Raw genomic sequence first — 17,209 nt, 5'->3', positions numbered from 1 at the left:
ACCACGGAGGACATGATGACGACCACGCCCAGCGACCCGGCCGGGGCGCTGCCCGGCCGCCCGCCCGTCGTCGACCTGGCGACCTGGCAGGTGGCCAGGGACGAGCTGCTGGTCCGGGAGAAGGCCCACACCCGTGAGGGCGACGCCATCGCGGCGGCGCGCCGCCGGCTGCCGATGGTGGAGTTCGACGGGACGGCCGAGGTCGTCGGCGCCGACGGGCCGGTGCCGTTCCTGGACCTGTTCCAGGGGCGCGAGGAGCTCGTGGTCTACAAGCACATGTGGTACGACGGCGCGCCGCACCAGGGCCAGTGCGAGGGCTGCACCACGATGGCCTGGCATCTGAAGGACTCCGTCGTCTACCTCGGCACGCGGGGCGTCTCGTTCGCCGTGCTGACCCCGGGCCGCTGGGACGAGGTGGCCGCCTTCACCGCGTTCATGGGCTACACCCAGCCGTGGTACTCGGTGCGCGGCCTGGACGAGCCGCTCGGCGGCGGCATGGCCGCCCTCTCCTGCTTCCTGCGCGAGGGCGAGCGGGTGTTCCTGACCTACTCCACGACCGGCCGGGGCAACGAGCCGGCCAACGGCTGCTTCGGGCTGCTCGACATGACGCCGTACGGGCGCGGCGAGGCGTGGGAGGACAACCCGGAGGGCCGCCCGGAGGGCCGTCACCCGTGCTGGTACTGGCGCTCCGACGTGGACGGCGCCGCCACCTGGGGGCCGGACAGCCGCCCGGTGCCGCAGTGGACCCGCCCCGGCGCCACCCCCGAGAAGACCCTCGGCCGCGAGGGCTCCCACCACTGACGCGGGCGGCCCGGGGCTCAGCCGGTCCCGGTACGGCTCCGGGCGGTCCACCCGGCGGGCACGGTCACCAGCAGCAGCTCGAACCACACGCGGGTGGCGCCGTCGTGCCGGGTGAAGCCCCAGCGGTGGCTGAGCGCCTCCAGCAGCGGCAGCCCCCGCCCGCCCGTCGCGTACGGGTCGGCCCGGCACACGCACGGCGGCGCCTCCGAGCCGCCGTCCTCCACCCACACGCGCACCAGTTCCCCGCAGACCCGCACCGCCACCGTGAACGAGCCGCCGTCGCCCGAGCGCGAGTGCAGGATCGCGTTGGTGGCCAGCTCGCTGGTCAGCAGCGCGCAGTCGTCGTGCAGCGGATGGTCGCGGCCGAGCACGGCCGTCACCAGGCCGCGCGCCCCCGCGACCTGCGACGGCACCCCCGGGAATCGGAGCGCGAGATCGTGTTGCGAGTCCGGCGTGGCCACGGTGGAACCCCCCTGAATGCGGCGACGTCATGAGACGCGCCACGCCGGGGCGGAGGATGGTCGCGAAAAGGTGCGAATGCCCTTGCCCGCGCGGCACCAGGCCCGATGTCCTGCGGGACAGGCGGGGTAGCGCGTCCCCGGCAGGTCACGAGGCGCGAGCGCCTAGTACGCTGCGATCGACGAGTCGACTAGGAGGAGTGCCTGCGTGAGCAGCCTGGAGGCCGTCTGGGTGCAGCGGTACGACCACCCGGGGGCAGCGGTCGTGACCGGAGTCTTCGACATCCTGCACGTGGGCCACGTGCGCTACCTGGGCGCGGTGGCCGCGCGAGGGCTGCCGCTCGTCGTCGGCGTGGAGGACGACCCGCGGGTGCGCGCGTGGAAGGGCCCCTCGCGGCCGTTCAACCCGGCGGCCGAGCGCGCCGAGCTGCTGGCGGCGCTGCGGTTCGTGACGGGGGTGTTCATCGTGACGGGGCCGCCGGAGGCGCACGGGCCCGAGGACTACATCGACCTGCTCACCCCGATGCGGCCCGGCGCGCTCGCGCACACCGCGGGCGACCCGCACGCGGGCGGCCGGTGCGCGGCGGCGGCGCTGCTCGGCGCCGAGTGCTGGGAGCTGGAGGCCATCCCCGACCGGTCGACGACGCGCATCGTCAACGCCGCGGGCAAGGGCTGACGCGGCCCCGCTCCCATGATCGCGTAATCTTCCGTCACATGACGGCCGATCTCCTGGCGCGGAGGGTGACGGACCTGCTGGCGCCGCAGGTGCTGGTGATCGCCATGCCGCCCGCCGTGGGGCTCATCGCGGAGGGCTGGGCGGGGGCGGTGTGGGGGCTGGTGGCCTCCGTGCTGTGCGGCGGCGTGCCCGCCGCGGTGATCGCCGTGGGCGTGCGCTCGGGGCGGCTCGACTCCCACCACATCGTCGACCGGGCCCGCCGCACCGGCCCGCTGCTGGCCGCCGTCGGCGCGGTGCTGTTCGCGCTGCTGCTGCTGGGGGTGCTCGGCGCGCCGACGCTGCTGGTGGCGACGGTGACGGCGATGCTGGCCGCGCTGGCCGTGACGATCCCGGTGACGCTGCGCTGGAAGATCTCCTTCCACGCGGCGGTGTCGGCGGGCACGGTGGTGGTGCTGGCCCACGTGCTGCCCGCGGCGCCGACGCTGGCGGCGGGGGCGGCGGTGGTGGCGCTGGTGTGCTGGGCCCGGGTGCGGCTGACGCACCACACGTGGGCCCAGGTGGCCGCCGGGGCGCTCGTCGGGACGCTCGTCACGTGGGGCACGCTGGCGGCGTTCGGCATCGGATAGCGGGCGCGTGACACCGGAATAGGGGAGCCTGCCGCGCGGTTGCGGCGGGCATGGACGCCACGAGCCGGGGCCGGGTGCGCGTCGAGCGCACGGCCAAGCGAGTCAGGACCTATCTGGGCGGCCGCGCGGTCGCCGACACCACCCGCGCCCTGATGGTGTGGGAGAGCCCGCACTACCCGACCTACTACTTCCCGCTGGAGGACGTCGAGCGGGACGCGCTCAAGCCCACGGGCGAGACCCGCCGCTCGCCGAGCCGGGGCGAGGCCGCCGTCCACACGCTCGCCCCGGGCGGCGGCGAGGCGCTCGTCTACGGCGACGACGTGCCCCTGGAGCCGGTACGGGGTCACGTCCGCTTCGACTGGGACGCGATGGACGCCTGGTTCGAGGAGGACGAGGAGGTGTACGTGCACGCGCGCGACCCGTACACGCGCGTCGACATCCTGCCCAGCTCGCGGCACGTGCGGGTGGAGGTCGACGGGGTGACGGTGGCCGACTCGCGCAACGCCCGGGTCCTGTTCGAGACCGGCCTGCGGCCCCGCTACTACCTGCCGAAGACCGACGTCCGGCTCGACCTGCTGGAGCCCACCGCCACGGTCACGCGCTGCCCGTACAAGGGCACGGCCGAATACTGGTCGGTCAACGGCCACGAGGACCTGGCCTGGTCCTACCGCACGCCGCTGCCGGAGAGCGAGCGCGTCGCGGGCCTGATCGCCTTCTACAACGAGAAGCTCGACGTCTACGTCGACGGCGTGCTGGAGGACAGGGCCGGTTGACAGCCGCCACCCCGATCCACCACCCTTTCACTATTCGAATAGTGAAAGGGTGGTTTCGTGATCGAGTTCCAGCTCGACCGGGGATCGGGGGTGGCGACCTACCTCCAGCTCGTCCACCAGGTCAAACAGGCGCTGCGGCTCGGCACCCTGCGGCCCGGCGACCAGCTGCCCACCGCGCGCGAGGTCGTCGAGAGCCTGGCCATCAACCCCAACACCGTGCTCAAGGCCTACCGGGAGCTGGAGCGCGAGGGCCTGGTGGCGGGCCGGCCGGGGCTGGGCACGTTCGTCGAGCAGGGGATCGCCGGGCCGACGCTGGCCGACCACCACCGGCTGCGGCGCGGGCTGGAGGAGTGGGTGCGCCAGGCGCGTGCCGCCGGGCTGGACGAGGAGGACCTGCGGGCGCTGTTCGGCGCGGTGCTGGCCGGCTCCGCGCGTGAGGGCGTCGCGTGAACGCGCTGGAGGTCACCGGGCTGGCCGTGCGCCGCCGCCGGTCCTGGGTGCTGCGCGACTGCTCGCTGGCGGTCCCGGCCGGGCGCGTGGCCGCGCTGGTCGGCCCCAACGGCGCCGGCAAGACCACGCTCATGCACGCCGCCGTCGGCCTGCTCGCCCCCGCCCGGGGCGGCGTCACCGTGCGCGGGCAGGCCGCGTTCGTGGCCCAGGACAAGCCGCTGTACGAGACGTTCACGGTCGCGGAGACGCTGCGCTTCGGCCGCCGCACCAACGACCGCTGGGACGAGGAGGCGGCCAGGAGACGGCTGGACCGGCTCGGCATCCCGCTCGGCGGCAGGGTCGGCCGGCTGTCCGGCGGGCAGCGGGCGCAGGTCGCGCTGACCCTCGCGCTGGCCCGGCTGCCCGACCTGCTGGTGCTGGACGAGCCGCTGGCCAACCTCGACCCGGTCGCCCGGCACGACGTGATGCGCTCGATCATGGCCGAGGTGGCCGAGCGCGGGCTGACCGTGCTGCTGTCCTCGCACGTCGTCTCCGACCTGGAGGACACCTGCGACTGGCTGATCGTGCTCAACGGCGGGCGGCTCCAGGTCAGCGGCGACATCGAGGACCTGCTCGGCGGGCACAGCGTGCTGACCGGCCCGGCCGGCGCCTCCGCCGCCGGGTGCGACGTCGTCGGGGAGAGCCGCACCGGCAGGCAGGTGAGCCTGCTCGTGCGCGGCGGGCCGCCGCCCGACCCGCGCTGGAACGCCCGGCGGCCGGGCCTGGACGAGCTCGTCATGGGCTACCTGCGCAGCCCCGCGTCGGCGGCGCTGCCCGCGCCCGCGGAGGTGGCCGGATGATCTGGGTCACCTGGCGCCAGCACCGGGCGCAGATCCTCGTCACCGCCGGCTTCCTGGCCGCGCTCGGCCTGCTGCTGCTCGGCTCCGCGCTCGAAGCACGGTCGTTCGTGGCCGCGCACGTGCCCGGCGGCTGCCCGGGGGGCACCGCGTTCTGCGGGTCGCTGGAGGCGGCCGTCGGCCTCGGGGAGCGCTACGACGCCGTCTACTCGGTGTTCGGCTGGATGCCGCTCGTGCTGCCCGCGCTGGTCGGCGCGTTCTGGGGGGCGCCGCTGCTCGGCAGGGAGTACGAGCGCGGCACCCACCTGCTGGCCTGGACCCAGCGGGTCCCGGTGCGGCGGTGGCTGGCGGTCAAGCTGGCCGTGCTCGGCGGCGCGGTGGTGGCCGGCGGGCTGTTGCTGTCGCTGATGGTCAGCCTGTGGCGGCCGGTGTTCCGGGAGGGGATCGACTCCGGGTTCGGCAACATCGGGATCTTCAACATGACCGGGGTGGCCCCGGCCGCCTGGTGGCTGTACGCGTTCGCGCTGGGGACGCTGGCCGGGGCGGTGCTCAAGCGGACGCTCCCGGCGATGGCGCTGGTCGTGGCCGGGGTGGCGGCGACCATGTTCGCGCTGTTCGCGCTCAGCGACCACTACGCCACCCCGCAGCGCACCGAGCTGACCGGCAGCGTGGTGCTCGGCGACCCCGACGCCCGGCTCGTCGGCGGCGGCACCTGGGTGGACCCGGCCGGGCGCGAGGTCGGCACGGCGGACACGCCCGCGGCCTGCGAGCGGCGGCTGGACGTCGGGCGCGCCGGCCGCAACACCGACTCCTGGCACAAGTGCCTGTTCGACGCGGGCTACCGCTACGCGGTGACCTACCACCCGCCGTCGATGTTCTGGCGCTTCCAGTGGACCGAGGCGGGAATCCTCCTGCTGGCGTCGGCCGTCCTGGGCGGCCTGGCCGTGCGGATCACGCTGCGCCGCACGGCGGGCGGCACCCGGCTACCGGGGGCTCACGACAGCAGCCGCGTCAGCACCCGGACGCCGAACTCCAGTCCCTCCACCGGCACCCGCTCGTCCTTGCCGTGGAACATCCCGAAGTAGTCCAGATCCGGCCGCAGCATGAGCGGCGCGAACCCGTACCCCTCGATCCCGATCCTGGCGAACGACTTGGCGTCCGTGCCGCCGCTCATCACGTACGGCACGGGCCTGGCCAGCGGGTCCTCGGCCACGAGGCTGGCGGCCAGCTCGTCGAAGAACGACGACGGGTACGGCGCGGCCGGGGCGTCCTCCAGGTTGACGAACTCCCGGGTGATCTTCGGCCCGAGCAGCTCGTCGATCGTCGCCAGGAACTCCTCCTGCAGCCCCGGCAGGTAGCGGCCGTCCACGTGCGCCTCGGCGGTCGAGGGCACCACGTTCACCTTGTAGCCGGCCTCCAGCATCGTCGGGTTGGCCGAGTTGCGGATCTGCCCCTCGAACAGCTTGCCGAGCGAGCCGAGCCGCCGCGCCTCGGCGTCCAGCCGGTCCAGGTCGATCGGCTGCCCGGTGATCTCCGACAGGCTGTCGAGCAGCGCCGCGATCGACGGCGTGACCCGTACCGGCCACTGGTAGGAGGCGATGCGCGACAGCGCGTGCACCAGCGTCGCGACCGGGTTGTCCACCGCGGGCCGGGAGCCGTGCCCGGCCACGCCGTGCGCGGTGAGCTTCATCCACGCGGTGCCGCGCTCGCCCACCGCCACCGGGTAGACGCGGTGGCCGCCGGAGTCGACGCTGAACCCGCCCGACTCGCTGATCGCCTGCGTGACCCCGTCGAACAGCTCCCGGTGCTCGGTCACCGCGTGCCGCGAGCCGAAGTCGCCGGTCGCCTCCTCGTCGGCCAGGAACGCCAGCACCACGTCCCGCCGGGGCCGCACGCCCAGCGCCCGCATGCCCAGCACCGCCGACAGGGTCATCGCGCACGAGCCCTTCATGTCGACCGCGCCCCTGCCGTAGACGCACCCGTCGACGATCTCGCCCGAGAACGGGTGCATCCGCCACTCGGCCGGGTCGGCCGGGACCACGTCCAGGTGCCCGTGCACCAGCAGCGCGTCCGGGGAGTCGCCCGCCATCCGCGCCACCACCGTGGTGCGGCGCGGCGCGGACTCGAACACCTCCGGCTCCAGCCCGGCGTCGGCCAGCAGCGTGGCCACGTACTCGGCGGCCGGCCGCTCCCCGGAGCCCGGATTGGTGGTGTCGAACCTGATCAGGTCCGAGCAGATCTCGGCGACGCTCTTCACTTCCTGCCCTCCAGCTTCAGCGGCGCCACCTCGGGCGTCTCGAACCCGAAGATCAGTCCGTAGAAGGCCAGCTCGGCCTCCAGCACCGCCACGATCGTCTCTTCCCTGCGCCAGCCGTGCTGCTCGCCCTCGAAGGTCAGCAGGGCCCACTCTTTGCCGTTCCTGTCCAGCTCCGCGACGAACCGCTCGGCCTGGCCGACGTCCACGATCGCGTCCTCCAGCCCGTGCAGCATCAGGCACGGCCCCGACGCCCGGTGCGCGTGCAGCAGCGGCGAGCGCTCGCTGTAGCGCTGCCGCGTCTCCGGCAGCGGGCCGATCAGGCCGTCCAGGTAACGCGACTCGAAGTCGTGCGTCTCGGCCGCCCAGCTCTCCGGGTCGGTGATCGCGTAATGGGCGACGCCGCCCGCGAACACGTCGCTGTGCACCAGCGCCGCCACCGTCGTCCAGCCGCCCGCGCTGCCGCCCCGGATCGCGATCCGCGCCGCGTCGGCCCGGCCCAGCTCCACCAGCCCGCGCGCCACCTTGGCGCAGTCCTGCACGTCGACCACGCCCCACTGGTGCCGCAGCCGCTCGCGGTAGGCGCGGCCGTAGCCGGTGGAGCCGCCGTAGTTGACCACCGCCACGCCCAGCCCCCGGCTGGTGAAGTAGGCGATCTCCAGGTCCAGCATCACCGGGTGGTTGCCGGTCGGCCCGCCGTGCACGAAGATCACGTACGGGGCCGGGCCGCGCGTCCCCGCCGGCGGATACAGGTGCGCGTGCACGCCCTCGACCGTCACCGCCTCCGGCACCGGCAGCAGGTCCCGCTCCGGCAGCTCCTTGGGCGCCGACACCACCTCGTGCCCGCCGCCGTCGAGGTCGACGAGCATCACCTCCAGAGGCGTGTACGGGGTCGCCGACACCGCCGCGACCTTGCCCCCGGCCGCCGACACCGTCGAGGCCCAGTAGGTGGCCTCCCCGCCGATGTCGCGCAGCTCGCCGCCGCCCGGGTCCAGCACGGCCAGCCTGCGCCGGTCCGGCGTGCCGTACACGACCGCCAGCCGGTCACCGGCCACCGCCAGGCAGCCCGAGCCCGGTTTCCACGCCGCGTGGCCGAACTCCGCCTCGACCGGCGTCAGGTTGCGGATTTGCGTGCCGTCCCTGCCGATCAGGTGCACGTTCCACCAGCCCGTCGGGTCGGTGATCGCGTACAGCGTGTCGTCGTCGCGCCACTCCGCCTGCACCACCGACTCGTCCGGCCCGCCCGCGACCACCTCGTACGGCCCCGCCTGCCCGCCGGGGCCGAGCGGCGCCACGCACAGCTCGGTGCCGTCCCACGGCATCGCCGGATGGTCCCAGCCGATCCAGGCGACATGCCGCCCGTCGGGCGACAAACGCGGATTCATCAGGAAACGCTGCGCCTCGGCGATCACCGTCAGCGGCCCGCCGTCCAGCGGGATCGCCACCAGGTCGCGCACGTCCGCGCGCTCCCGCACCGCCCACACCTCGTCGCGGCCCGGCGGCAGGTAGAGGTCGGCGTAACGGGCCGGGCCCGCCGGCGTCAGCGCCACCGGGTCGCCGCCGCCGATCCGGTAGACGCGCTGGTCGGCCCAGTTCGTGAACACCAGGCCGCCACCGGGCAGCGGGCGCCACGAACGGCCGCCGTACTCGATCACCCGGTTGCGCGCGTTCCAGCCGTCCGGCAGGGCGTCCACCCGCTCGCCGCCCGGCAGGCGCCGCACCACGCAACGCCGGCCGCCCTCGTGCGGGCGCGGCTCGTCCCACCACACCTCGACGCCTTCCGGCGTGGCCACCGCCTCAACCCACTGGGGGCCGCCGTCGGTCCGGGCCACATCGATCGGTCGAATACTCATATTTCACCAATTGCCATTTGACGGGGGCAAGGACATCTCGGGTGGGTGCAGCACGTACGCGATCCCGCCGCTGCCGGAGCTCCGCAGCCACACCCGCTCGAACGCGGCACGCGGATAGACCCGGCGCACCTGCGCGTCGCCCGGCGCGGCCGGATCGTTGACCATGACGTCGCCCGCGGCCGTGAACCCCGTGACGACCATGATGTGCCCGCCCGTGGAATAGCCGGAGCCCGGCAGCTCGTGCTCCTTGAACGACTGCGACGTGATCACCGGGATCCCGGCGCGCACCAGCACTTCCAGCTCCGCCGCCGACCGCAGCCTCGTCACGAGCCCGGCCAGCCCGTACGTGCCCGCGTACGCCACGTTGAACGGCCAGTTGCCGGTGCCCTGGTAGCTGGTGTCGTAGGCGCCGCGCGCCGCGTGGTCCACCGCCGGGCACGGGTCGCCCGCGCCCACCCAGCCCAGCTCGTCAGCCGCCGGGCCACGGCCCCAGTAGGCGAGCACCATGGCCACCGCCGCCGGGCCGCACCAGTTCGCGCCGCCGCCGTCCCACTGCGGGTGGTGCCCGGCGTGCTCGTGCTGCGAATGCGCCGGCACCACCAGATGGAACGCCCCGCCCGGCCCCGGCGCGCTCGGCGCGGGCCGGGCCGGCAGCGCCGAGGCCATCACGCCCAGCCCGTGCACGCGCGCCCCCGCGCCGTGCGCCGTCACCCGCACCCGGAACGCCGTCACCGGCCGCCGCGCCACGAACGTGTCGACCGCCACGTCCCCGTCCTCGTCCCCCTGCCCCGGGACCGACGTGCGCGGCTCGCCGTGCTCCGACCAGCGGCCCATCACGTACCACCTGGTCCGCGAACCCGCCGCCGTCGTCGCCTGAAGCTCCACCTCGATCCACGAGCCCGGCGGCGTCCGCGCCGTCCACGAGGCCACGAGCTGCGTCGCCGCGAAGCCGATCGGGTGCTCGGCACTGGTCCACGACGCCTGGCCCGCCGGCACGGAGAAGCGGGCGAAACAGACACGGGCCAGGTCGACGGTGAGCACCAGGCTCATTGTGGAACCCTCTCCCGCCCCGCGCATCGGAGGTTTTACGTACCGGACCCGATTGTGTCGGTGGTGATCACTATCGTCCGGGCCATGACTCAAGCGGTGCAGGCGTACTCCTACGCCGGGCCCTCCGTGCTCGCCGACGGCCGGCTCGGCCTGTCCACCTCCGGCGGCACGGCCCTGTCGGGCCCCCAGACCCATCCCCGGTTCTTCAGCGGGCTCCTCACCCAGGCCGCCCCCGCCGCCGCCGGCCTGCTGGCCGTCGCCGACGTGGCCATGGCCCGCTACCACCAGCCCCGCCCCGGCTGGACCCGCGACCCGGTGGTGACCTGCGACGGCGACCGGCTCAGGTTCGAGTCGTTCTCCGCCTGCGGCGGCGTCTACGCCCGCCTCGACGTGCTCGCCCTCGACGGCGACGTGCTCGACCGGGGCACCACCAACGTCGACGTCAACGGGCCGCTGCGCGAGTCGCTCGCCCGCGTCGGCGGACGCGACCCCCTCCACCTCGGCGTCGGCCCCGACGAGCTCACCGTCACCACCCTCGACGGCGCCGTCGTCGAGAAGAAGGTGCCGCTGCCCAGCCGGTGGCTGCGCGGCTTCGCCGAGGTCCAGGTGATCGCCGCCGGCTTCGACCTGCGCGCCGAGCTCAAGGGGCCGCAGGCCGTCCGCTTCCTGCGCTCCCTGCCGCGCAAGGCGTCCGCCACCGTGTGGGCCGTTCCCGCCGGCGGCGACCTGCGCCTGGCCGCCGGGCCCGGCCGTGGCTCCGTCTGCCTGTCCGGCGCCGGCCGCGTCGCCACCCTCATGCCGCTGCTGCGCTTCGCCAAGGCCCTGCGCGTCTACGGTCCGCCCGCCGGCGCCGACGCCGGCCACCAGGCCAGCGCCTGGGAGCTCGAACTGCCCGGCATGCGCTACACGCTCGCCGTCTCGCCCCAGCCGTGGCGCGGCTTCTCCGGCGAAGGCGCCGTCCTCGACGACCTCGCCACCGACGAGGCCGCCGGCGACGCCGACGTGATCGGGATGCTGCTCAACTTCGAGCCCGCCGTCGAGATCGGCCTGCTCGCCGACCGCTCCGGGCTCCCCGTCGACCGCGTACGCGCCGCGCTCACCCAGCTCGGCACCGCCGGGCGCGTCGGCTACGACCTGTACGAGGCGGGCCACTTCCACCGCGAGCTGCCCTACGACCGCGACCAGGTGGCGCAGCTCAACCCGCGCCTCACGGCCGCCCGGGCGCTCGTCGAAGCGGGCGCCGTCACCCTCGACGGCGACCACGCCCGCGTCACCACCTCCGGCGGCACCCGCCAGGTCGGCATCGCCGACGGGAGCTGCACGTGCGAGTGGTGGTTCGACCACCGCGGCTCCCGCGGCCCCTGCAAGCACGTCCTCGCCGCCCGCATCGCCTCCCGCCACACCGCGGACGCCCTCCTATGACCCCCACCCCACCCCCCACCCCCTGGCCCACCGACCCGGGCTCCCGGCCCGCCGACCCGGGCCCCTGGCCCATCGACCCGGGTGCCTGGCCCGCGGGCCCGGGCTCCCGGCGGGCCGACCCGGGCGTCCGGTCCACCGCCTCCGTCCACGCTCCCGCCCCCGCCCGTGGGGCAGGACCCGACGGCGGCCCGGACCGGATGCCCGGCGGCGGCCCCTCCCGGCCATCCGGCAACGGTCCCGTACGGGCGGCGGACGGCCCCGTACGGGTGGTCGGCGGAGGCCCTGGCCGGTTGCCCGGCGAAGGTTCCGGGCGGACGTCTGCCGATGCCCGGGAGCGGACGCCCACCGAGCGCGCCGTCGTCCCGCGCGCCTCCGGTGGCGGCCCCTCCGTCGCGTCCGACGCCCGCGACAGCGCCGCCCCGGCATCAGGCGGCACTTCCGCACGGCAGCCTCCCGGTCGGTCGTCCACAGGAGCGTCGGGTGGGCCCGGCAGCGGCGCAGGGGCCTCCAGGGGGACTCCCGAACGAGGGGATGGTGTGGGGGAGGGGACTGCCTGGGCGGAGGTCGAGGCGGCGATCGACGCGGGGGACGAGCTCCGGGTGGCCGAGCTGGTGCTCGCCCTGGACGAGGCGGGGCGGCGCGAGGTGGCCGCCGCCCTGCCCGGCCACATCCCCGTGGCGCGCAACCGGGCGTGGGACCGGGAGCGACGCCGCCGCCAGGCCCGCCGCACGCAGGAGCGCGTGACACCCACCGGCAGCACAGCCGCCCAGGTCGGCACCAACGCCCCAGGCGGTGCCGAGAGCCAAGGTGGCGTCGGCGGTCACGGTGGCGCCGGCCGTTACGGGGTGGCGGCGGGCGGCAGCCAGGCGGGCGGCCCGGGGTGGGAGCATGCGCGGGTCGACGCGTGGGTGGGGCCGATGCGGGTGGCGGGCGCGGGCACGATCGGCGGCGCCGCGGCGGTGGTGGCCTGGCTGCACCGGCGCGACTTCCAGGGCTGGGGCGGCCTCGACCACACCGGGCTCGTCGAACGCGTCCTCGCCGCCCGGCCGCACCGCTGGCAGGTGGACTTCGCCGTACGCGCCGCCCTGCGCCTGCGCACGCAGCGCGACGCCCGCGTCTCCGGCGCCCTGGCCCTGGCCATGCTGCGCCGCACCGGCGCGACCCCGCCCGGCCACGACCCGCTGACCGTCGCCTGGGCCGCAGGATCGCCTGCGGGCCTGGGCGGCGACCCGCTGCTCGACCATCTGCTCCCGCGCCTGTTCGAGGCGGACGGCGTCGGCCGCGTCCTCCGCCACGAGCAGCCCCCGGACGGCGGCCGTGCCGGGCACGAGCCCCGGCCGCCGACCTGGCTCGCCGCCCTGAAGGATCTCGCCGACACCGGGCGGGTGTCGCGCGACCTGCTGCTCGACGGGTGCGTACGCCGGTTCCTGCGCGGCGGCTCCGGCCCTGACCTGCGCTTCTTCGTACGCCTGCACGACCTGCTCGACCCTGCCGACGCCGAGTCCGCCCGGCGGGCCGCCGACTACCTGAGGCTGCTCCCGGCCGCGCCCACCTCGGTGGCCGACCTGGCGCTGCGCCACCTGCGCCGAGCGGGCCGGCTCGGCCACGACGACCTGGTGGAAGGGCTGCACGCCGCCCTGTTCCGGCCGGAGCGCAAGCTCGTCGACGGCGGGCTCGGCTGGCTCGACCAGGCGGTACGGGGGCGGCGCGGCCCTCTGGACGAGTTCGCGCCGGCGCTCGCCCAGGCCTTCTCCTGCCGGTCGTACGACGTCCAGGCCCGTGCCGTACGCCTCGCCCTGCGCCACGCCGACCGCTTCGGCGCGGCAGGCGCGACGACCCTGCGGGAGGCCGCCGCACAGCTTCCCCCGGACCTCGCCGCCCGCCTCAACACGGCCTTCCCGGGCCCGACGACCTCCACGAGCGGGACCGCGTACCAGGGCGGGGAGACGGACGTGGCCCGCGCGCCGGTGCCCGCCGGCGCTGGGGAGGCGGAAGCGGTCCATACGGCGGCGACCCCTGCGGGACCTGGGACGGCCGGGCTGGATCCGGTGGCGGGCGCCTTTGGTGCCGGGTCGAGGGGACTCGGACGTGTGCCCGTGACCTCCGGGCCGGGGACGCCGGGGGACGTTTCCCGGGTTGGCGTGGCGGAGGGCGTGCCCGGGCCTGGGACGCCGGGGGCCGCCTCCGGGCCTGGGACGGCGGGGGACGTCTCCGGGCTTGGTGCAGTGGGGGACACCTCCGAAGCTGGGGCGGGGCGTGCTGGGGGCGTCTCCGCGTCTGGGGCGGGCTCGGAGCTCAGGCAGGGGGACGGGTTCGTGCGCCGGGCGTTGCCTCGGGTAGCGCGGGCGGGGGCGTTGCCGCCGCCGGTCGGTGCGCCCGGTGAGTTGACCGCGTTGCCCTACCGGGTCGGGTGGCAGGAGCTGGAGCGGTGGCTGGACGGTGTGGTGCGGCTGCACGCGGAGGATCCTGAGGCGCTCCGGGTGGTGCTCAAGTCGCTGACCGGGGAGCCGTCGCGGCTGTACAAGGAGCGCGAGTGGGAGCATCCGGGCCAGTGGGCCGAGGCGATCGCGCGGCGGCTCGTCGACCCGGGGGCCGAGCCGCCGCCCCGGCCGGGGCCCGCTCTGCTTCCCGCCGCTCTCGGGGTGCTTCCCGTTCTCGGGGGCGCGTCGGTCGAGCCCGCGCCCGCATCCGACCCAGCGCCCGGCCCAGCGTTCGGACCCGCAGCCGGACCCGCAGCCGGACCCGCATCTGGGCCGGTGCTCGGGGCTGAGCAGCATGGGCGGCGGCGGGGGCGGTTGCCGGACGCGTCGCGGGTGACGGCGCCGCACTGGATGCTGCTGCGCCGGCTGGCCGAGGTGCATGCCGCCGCCGGGTCCGGGGCGCTGCCGCCGTACCTGCTGGCCACGCCGACCACCGGCGACGGCGGGGTCGGCGCGGCCGAGCTGGTGGAGAGGGTGGCGGGGTACGAGCGGGCCGGGGCCGAGGCGCTGGACGCCGATCTGCAGCAGGCGCTGCTCCGGCTGCCGCGCGACATCGAACCCGGGGTGGTGGCGCGGGCGGCGCGGCTGCGTTCCGGGGCGGGCGCGACCGTTGCGGCGTGGATGCGCGACAGGCCCTCGATCAGCACCGGGATCGACTGGATCGACGGCGGGGTCCCGTACGCGAGCGACCGCGCGGCCCCCGGAGCGGAGGCCGCGTCCGGGGCGCGGAAGGCGAGCGGAGGGACGGGGGAGGGGCGGGAGCCGTCGCTGGTTCCGCGGATCCGGGGGGAGGCGACCGGGCTGGAGCTGGTCGACCGGCTGCTGTCCGATCCGCGGGCGTCGCGCTGGCAGGCCGACGGCGACGATCCCGTCGACTGGCCCGCCGTGCTTCCGCACGACCGGGAGGTCGCGGCGCTGCACCTGCTGCCGCGGCTGCTCTGCCGCACCCACGGGTCGCACGTGCGGCTGGCCGAGGTGCAGGCGGTGGCGTCGGCCGGCGGGCCCCCGGGGGAGGCGGTGGCGCTGCTGGTGGCGTACTTCCTGCTGCACCGCGAGTGGTGGCGGCGCGACGACGGGGTGCGTCCGCTGCTGGAGCTGGCCGCGCGGGGGGAGCTGCCCGCCGAGGAGACCGGGCGGCAGCTCGGGCTCCTGCTGCGGCGCACCTGGCATCAGCCGGCGGCCATGCGCGAGGCGCTGGAGACGGCGGCCCGGCGCGGCGCCCACGCGGAGGTGTGGCGGGTGCTGACCGGGTTCCTGCCCGTCTACCTGCCGGGGCCGGGTGAGCGGGCGCACTCGGGGCACACGCAGATGCTGACGTTCGCGGTCCGGGCGGCGGGATGGGCGCGGGCCGGGGGCGAGCTGCCGTGCGTGGCGCGGATCGCGGCCAGGAAGGCGACGAGCGGCTTCGTCCGTGAGGCCCGCCGCCTGCACGCCCTCCTCGCCTGAGCCCTGGCGGCCGGGGCGCCCCCGGCCGCCAGGGTGATCGTCATGCGTGACGACGCCTACCACTACAACCAGGCCCGCTGGGAGGCGCTCGTCGAGGCGTGGGTGTACGAGCGGCGGCCCGGCCGGGAGATCAGCGGGCCCCGCGAATACCGGCAGACGATGAGCCGGATCGTCAACGGCCTGACCGGGGCGGGGTTCCTGCTGGAGCGCCTGGCCGAGGTGCGCAGCGACCGGCCCGGCCTGGAGCCGGGGAGCTGGGAGCACTTCACGTCGGTGGCGCCGCCGTGGCTGGAGTTCGTCTGGCGCTGCCGCCCTGGCGTCCTCGGCGGGTGAGGGCCTACAGGTAGAGGCCCGTCCCCTCGGTGCTCGCCGTGCGGGTCAGCGACCGCCCGGCGCGGAGCGCGTACAGCTCGGCCAGCGTCGCCCCCGACGGGCCGACGCCCTGGGGCGAGCCGAGCCAGGCGACCGCCTCGTCCCGCGACAGCGGGCCGATCTCCAGCTGCGCCAGGCAGCGGCCGGGCCGGACGACGGCCGGGTGCAGGCGGGCCAGGTCCTCGTTCGTGGTGATCGCGACCAGCACGTCACGGCCCTGGCCGAGCAGGCCGTCGGTCAGGTTGAGCAGCCTGGACAGGCCCTGGCCGGCCTGCGACTTGGCCGAGGCGCTGATCAGCTCGTCGCAGTCCTCCAGCACGAGCAGCCGCCAGCGCTGCTGCTCGTCCTCGTCGTGGTCGTAGCCGACCGCCACCTCCATGAGGTAGCCGGGCTCGTCGAACAGCCGCTCCGGATCGAGCACGCAGTCGACCTGGCACCAGTCCTGCCACTGCTTGGCCAGCGAGCGCAGCAGCGTCGTCTTGCCGGTGCCGGGCGGGCCGTGCAGCAGGATGAGACGGCCGTTCACGTCGGCCGGGGTGACGGCCATCAGGGAGTCGAGCGAGCGGCGCGCCTCCGCCGAGTAGTTGCCGCTGATCTCGGGCCACGGCTGCGCGGTGATCGGCTTCTCCGAACGGGTGCCGCCGTGCGAGCCGCGCCACCAGAAGCCCATGTCGACGTGGTCGGTCTCCGGCTCGGGCTCCTCGGCGCCGTCGACGGTCTCCTTCAGCACCGACCGGGCCAGCTCCTCGCTGGTGGCCGTCACGCTGACCGTCGCCGACCGGTTGCGGTGCCGGATCACCCGCAGCGTCCAGCCGTCGCCGCAGATCAGCCGCGACTCCGAACCGTCCTCCACCTGCGCCGTCCGCACGACGCTGCCGTGCGCCGGGCGCAGCGGGGCGTCGGGGCGTACGCGCTCCAGGTTGACCAGGCGCGACCACGGCTGCACCCCCGTGGCGAACGGCGACAGCGCCAGCGCGTCGATCACGTCGACGGCGGAGTCGGAGTCGTCGATCCAGATGTTCATGGGGAGCTCGGTGGCATCCTGGCTGGGGAACGGCACCTCCCTGATCACAGACATGGCTCCAATGATCACAGTTTGCGGGGCGGGTTGTCGAAGGGTTTGCGTTTTCAGCCGGTCTTCGTCAGCTCGCCCTCGCTCCTTCCCACGGGCATCGTGAGCTCGTAGTCGGCCTGGTCGTCGTCCTTGAGCTCCAGGGTGACCTTGACGCTGCCGGTGCCGCCCAGGTACGCGCACACGCCGCCGAGGTCGGCGAGCGTGAGGTGCAGGGTGGAGTCCTTGACCTCGGTCGCGTACAGGGTGCCCTTGCCGCAGCCGGGGTCGCTCTGCGCGTCGCCGGGGGAGTCCCAGACGCCCGTGGGCTCGCCCGCGCGCAGGATCAGGGTGACCGGCTCGTTCTCGAACTGCTTGCCTGCGGCCTCGCCGTCGACCGTGCCCGTCCAGGTGCCCGCGAACTCGGCGGGGACGTCGACGGTGTCGCTGGGCCTGCCGGTGCCCACGGACAGCTCGGGGAGGAGTTCCGTGAGGCCCGCGCCCGGGTCCCCGGGAGAGACGGGGGAGACGGGGGAGACGGAGGCGGTCGAGGTGGTGGGCGTGCGCCGGTCCAGGGCGGACGGGGCGCCGCCGTTCAGCCACAGCAGCGAGCCGCCGCCCGCGACCAGCGCGACCGCGGCGGCCGCCGCGCCGACGAGCA

General features: G+C 75.5%; 16 protein-coding genes. 10 read left to right on the top strand and 6 right to left on the bottom strand.

Translation table 11 applies throughout. The annotated features are described in order from the left end of the window. Nucleotides 1-12 precede the first annotated feature (12 nt). Nucleotides 13-801 carry a DUF899 family protein gene (locus AB0G11_RS34280; RefSeq protein WP_246646784.1) on the top strand — a complete coding sequence of 263 codons (789 nt, stop codon included), beginning with the start codon at nt 13-15 and terminating at the stop codon, nt 799-801. 17 nt (nt 802-818) lie between these two features. On the opposite strand, the gene AB0G11_RS34275 is transcribed toward AB0G11_RS34280, so the two are convergent. After that, nucleotides 819-1,262, bottom strand: a complete 444-nt coding sequence (locus AB0G11_RS34275) for an ATP-binding protein (RefSeq protein WP_219517808.1) — start codon at nt 1,260-1,262, stop codon at nt 819-821. 205 nt (nt 1,263-1,467) lie between these two features. Between AB0G11_RS34275 and AB0G11_RS34270 the strand changes: the two genes are divergently transcribed. Genes AB0G11_RS34270 through AB0G11_RS34245 form a run of 6 tightly spaced genes read left to right on the top strand, consistent with a single transcriptional unit; the run spans nt 1,468 to nt 5,705 of the window. Further along, the gene (locus AB0G11_RS34270; protein WP_219517809.1) at nt 1,468-1,935 is read left to right on the top strand and encodes an adenylyltransferase/cytidyltransferase family protein; all 468 of its coding nucleotides are present in this window, start codon (nt 1,468-1,470) and stop codon (nt 1,933-1,935) included. A 38-nt stretch (nt 1,936-1,973) separates the two neighbouring features. Further along, nucleotides 1,974-2,561: a hypothetical protein gene (locus AB0G11_RS34265; RefSeq protein ID WP_219517810.1), complete on the top strand. Its 588-nt coding sequence runs from the start codon at nt 1,974-1,976 to the stop codon at nt 2,559-2,561. Nucleotides 2,562-2,611: 50 nt separating this feature from the next. Further along, nucleotides 2,612-3,334: a DUF427 domain-containing protein gene (locus AB0G11_RS34260; RefSeq protein ID WP_219517812.1), complete on the top strand. Its 723-nt coding sequence runs from the start codon at nt 2,612-2,614 to the stop codon at nt 3,332-3,334. A gap of 57 nt (nt 3,335-3,391) precedes the next feature. Next, nucleotides 3,392-3,784 (top strand): GntR family transcriptional regulator, encoded by a 393-nt coding sequence (locus AB0G11_RS34255; protein WP_219517814.1) that lies wholly within the window; start codon nt 3,392-3,394, stop codon nt 3,782-3,784. Further along, nucleotides 3,781-4,623, top strand: a complete 843-nt coding sequence (locus AB0G11_RS34250; protein WP_219517816.1) for an ABC transporter ATP-binding protein — start codon at nt 3,781-3,783, stop codon at nt 4,621-4,623. The genes AB0G11_RS34255 and AB0G11_RS34250 overlap by 4 nt, the downstream gene beginning before the upstream one ends. Further along, the gene (locus tag AB0G11_RS34245) at nt 4,620-5,705 is read left to right on the top strand and encodes a hypothetical protein (RefSeq protein WP_357590875.1); all 1,086 of its coding nucleotides are present in this window, start codon (nt 4,620-4,622) and stop codon (nt 5,703-5,705) included. Before AB0G11_RS34250 ends, AB0G11_RS34245 begins: the two co-directional genes overlap by 4 nt. Here AB0G11_RS34245 and AB0G11_RS34240 read toward each other — a convergent pair. The 3 genes from AB0G11_RS34240 to AB0G11_RS34230 are packed head-to-tail and all read right to left on the bottom strand — an operon-like array spanning nt 5,615 to nt 9,777. Continuing rightward, the gene (locus AB0G11_RS34240; protein WP_357590873.1) at nt 5,615-6,877 is read right to left on the bottom strand and encodes a M20/M25/M40 family metallo-hydrolase; all 1,263 of its coding nucleotides are present in this window, start codon (nt 6,875-6,877) and stop codon (nt 5,615-5,617) included. The two genes, AB0G11_RS34245 and AB0G11_RS34240, sit on opposite strands and share 91 nt — an antisense overlap. Then, nucleotides 6,874-8,727, bottom strand: coding sequence for a prolyl oligopeptidase family serine peptidase (locus AB0G11_RS34235; protein ID WP_357590871.1), 1,854 nt, complete (start codon nt 8,725-8,727; stop codon nt 6,874-6,876). The genes AB0G11_RS34240 and AB0G11_RS34235 overlap by 4 nt, the downstream gene beginning before the upstream one ends. A 3-nt stretch (nt 8,728-8,730) precedes the next feature. After that, nucleotides 8,731-9,777, bottom strand: a complete 1,047-nt coding sequence (locus AB0G11_RS34230) for a C39 family peptidase (RefSeq protein WP_357590869.1) — start codon at nt 9,775-9,777, stop codon at nt 8,731-8,733. A gap of 84 nt (nt 9,778-9,861) precedes the next feature. On the opposite strand from AB0G11_RS34230, the gene AB0G11_RS34225 reads away from it, so the two are divergent. The 3 genes from AB0G11_RS34225 to AB0G11_RS34215 all read left to right on the top strand — a co-directional run bounded on the left by AB0G11_RS34225 (nt 9,862) and on the right by AB0G11_RS34215 (nt 15,458). Continuing rightward, nucleotides 9,862-11,199, top strand: a complete 1,338-nt coding sequence (locus tag AB0G11_RS34225; protein WP_219517825.1) for an SWIM zinc finger family protein — start codon at nt 9,862-9,864, stop codon at nt 11,197-11,199. A gap of 536 nt (nt 11,200-11,735) precedes the next feature. Continuing rightward, nucleotides 11,736-15,125 (top strand): DUF6493 family protein, encoded by a 3,390-nt coding sequence (locus tag AB0G11_RS34220; RefSeq protein WP_357590867.1) that lies wholly within the window; start codon nt 11,736-11,738, stop codon nt 15,123-15,125. Between the two features lie 42 nt (nt 15,126-15,167). After that, entirely contained in the window at nt 15,168-15,458 is a 291-nt protein-coding gene (locus tag AB0G11_RS34215) for a hypothetical protein (protein ID WP_357590865.1), read from the top strand. A gap of 4 nt (nt 15,459-15,462) precedes the next feature. Here AB0G11_RS34215 and AB0G11_RS34210 read toward each other — a convergent pair whose 3' ends face one another. Together AB0G11_RS34210 and AB0G11_RS34205 are read right to left on the bottom strand one after the other, a co-directional pair. Then, nucleotides 15,463-16,575, bottom strand: coding sequence for a DUF5925 domain-containing protein (locus AB0G11_RS34210; protein ID WP_357590863.1), 1,113 nt, complete (start codon nt 16,573-16,575; stop codon nt 15,463-15,465). Nucleotides 16,576-16,625: 50 nt separating this feature from the next. After that, nucleotides 16,626-17,209 (bottom strand): hypothetical protein (locus AB0G11_RS34205; RefSeq protein WP_357590861.1); only part of this gene is annotated, 584 nt, incomplete at its 5' end.

This window comes from Nonomuraea sp. NPDC023979, from assembly GCF_040639085.1.
GTDB lineage: Bacteria > Actinomycetota > Actinomycetes > Streptosporangiales > Streptosporangiaceae > Nonomuraea > Nonomuraea ceibae.
The sequence above is the reverse complement of the archived record's forward strand: the minus strand, read 5'-3'. Positions and strand labels throughout refer to the sequence as shown.

What these genes read in the sequence shown, in the direction of transcription:
- AB0G11_RS34280 (WP_246646784.1), top strand. Translation starts at nt 13, where the DNA reads ATGATGACGACCACGCCCAGCGACCCGGCCGGGGCGCTGCCCGGCCGC.
- AB0G11_RS34265 (WP_219517810.1), top strand. Translation starts at nt 1,974, where the DNA reads ATGACGGCCGATCTCCTGGCGCGGAGGGTGACGGACCTGCTGGCGCCG.
- AB0G11_RS34260 (WP_219517812.1), top strand. Translation starts at nt 2,612, where the DNA reads ATGGACGCCACGAGCCGGGGCCGGGTGCGCGTCGAGCGCACGGCCAAG.
- AB0G11_RS34245 (WP_357590875.1), top strand. Translation starts at nt 4,620, where the DNA reads ATGATCTGGGTCACCTGGCGCCAGCACCGGGCGCAGATCCTCGTCACC.
- AB0G11_RS34235 (WP_357590871.1), bottom strand. Translation starts at nt 8,727, where the DNA reads ATGAGTATTCGACCGATCGATGTGGCCCGGACCGACGGCGGCCCCCAG.
- AB0G11_RS34230 (WP_357590869.1), bottom strand. Translation starts at nt 9,777, where the DNA reads ATGAGCCTGGTGCTCACCGTCGACCTGGCCCGTGTCTGTTTCGCCCGC.
- AB0G11_RS34225 (WP_219517825.1), top strand. Translation starts at nt 9,862, where the DNA reads ATGACTCAAGCGGTGCAGGCGTACTCCTACGCCGGGCCCTCCGTGCTC.
- AB0G11_RS34215 (WP_357590865.1), top strand. Translation starts at nt 15,168, where the DNA reads ATGCGTGACGACGCCTACCACTACAACCAGGCCCGCTGGGAGGCGCTC.
- AB0G11_RS34210 (WP_357590863.1), bottom strand. Translation starts at nt 16,575, where the DNA reads ATGTCTGTGATCAGGGAGGTGCCGTTCCCCAGCCAGGATGCCACCGAG.